The 1,230-nt window shown below is 71.9% G+C and carries 3 protein-coding genes; all 3 read right to left on the bottom strand.

The annotated features are described in order from the left end of the window. Positions 1 to 662: DUF2637 domain-containing protein (locus ACWF94_RS40785; protein ID WP_453500396.1), on the bottom strand; the 662-nt coding region annotated here is incomplete at its 3' end. Further along, positions 659 to 952 (bottom strand): hypothetical protein, encoded by a 294-nt coding sequence (locus ACWF94_RS40780; protein WP_453500394.1) that lies wholly within the window; start codon positions 950 to 952, stop codon positions 659 to 661. The genes ACWF94_RS40780 and ACWF94_RS40785, both read right to left, overlap by 4 nt. After that, complete coding sequence (locus ACWF94_RS40775; protein ID WP_453500392.1) at positions 949 to 1,194, bottom strand: DUF6284 family protein; 246 nt, start codon at positions 1,192 to 1,194, stop codon at positions 949 to 951. The genes ACWF94_RS40780 and ACWF94_RS40775 overlap by 4 nt, the downstream gene beginning before the upstream one ends. Between the last annotated feature and the right edge of the window lie 36 nt (positions 1,195 to 1,230).

Raw genomic sequence — 1,230 nt, 5'->3', positions numbered from 1 at the left:
GCACCCGACCCGGCGGCGGCGACCGCCCGCACCGGAACCGGCTCAACCACCGGGACGGGTACCGGCTCAACCGACCGGTCCGGTCCGGTGGCGGGGCGCGGGTCGGGCGACTGGTCGGCGGTCGGCATCCCGACCGGGGCGGGGAGGACGGGGAGCGCGGGAGCCGACTCGGGCAGGTCAGACCCCAACCGATCCATGACGGTCTGATCCGGTTCCTCCGCATTCATGGCGGCAGGCGGTTGGTGGTGGAGAACCTTGGCCACGAGGTCGGAGCCGAAGTAGATCGACCCGACCGGCAGGCTCGTGGCGAGCAGCACGAGCAGCCAGTTCGCGGGGTCCCAGTCGGCCAGCCGCCCCCAGTCGGCCGACTCCGTGTGGAGCGCGGGGACCAGTCCGTGGACGTAGTTGAGGACGAGTGAGGCGAGGGTGTAGGCGGCCAGGACCCGCAGCGCGAACCGTCGCGCGTCGCCGGTCAGGACGAGGGTGGCGACCAGGGCCAGTGCCATCAGGCCGTCGACCACGAACGGGTACAGCGTCGCGGCCGTCGGGTCCGCCCCCGTCGCACGGGCCACGTCCCGCAGCGCGTTCCACGACACCCTAAACGCCATGGCAACCACGGCCACCAGCGCCAGCACGAGCAGCGTCTTGCCGATGCGGTTCACGGTGTGCCCCCGTCCGGGCGGGGCTCGAACGGGGTGTAGGTGACAGGCTCGGCGGCGGTGCGGGTGCGGATGTATGCGGCGTTGTCGCCAACCCCCGTCTCGGGGTACTTGAGGAGGACCGCGAGAGTCACGCGCACATCGGTGACGCGGCGCTCAAGGAGCCGGTGATACGCCCGTTCGTCAGCGTCAGCGATGGACGGCAGCGGCACGTCGAGGGCTTCCACCACGGCCGCGATCAGGTCGGCGACCGGGCCGCTCAGCACCTCCGCACTCAGGGGCTGCGTGTTCACGCCGCACCCCCCGCCGGAACGGCAGTGCGGTTGGCCAACTCCCGGCGGGCGGCCAGGACCCGGCGGCGGGCACGGCGCACCCGCCGGACGTCCAGCTCCGACGCGGGCCGGTCGATCACCGTGATCTGCGCGTCCAGCAAATCCACCTCGGCGGCGATGAGCGGCATCTCCGCCTCGATCTCCTCCAGCTCCGCATCCGTGGGACCGGACACCAGAGCAGGGTGAAGCGTCACAATGGTCATGGGTCGTGCACTCTCCTCAGCAGGTGGGAACGGCCC

This window comes from Streptomyces sp. NPDC055078, from assembly GCF_053607985.1.
This window is presented reverse-complemented; position numbering and strand designations above follow the sequence as displayed.

Bases quoted from the DNA above. Each gene is read 5' to 3' on its own strand.
- ACWF94_RS40775 (WP_453500392.1), bottom strand. From the start codon at position 1,194: ATGACCATTGTGACGCTTCACCCTGCTCTGGTGTCCGGTCCCACGGAT.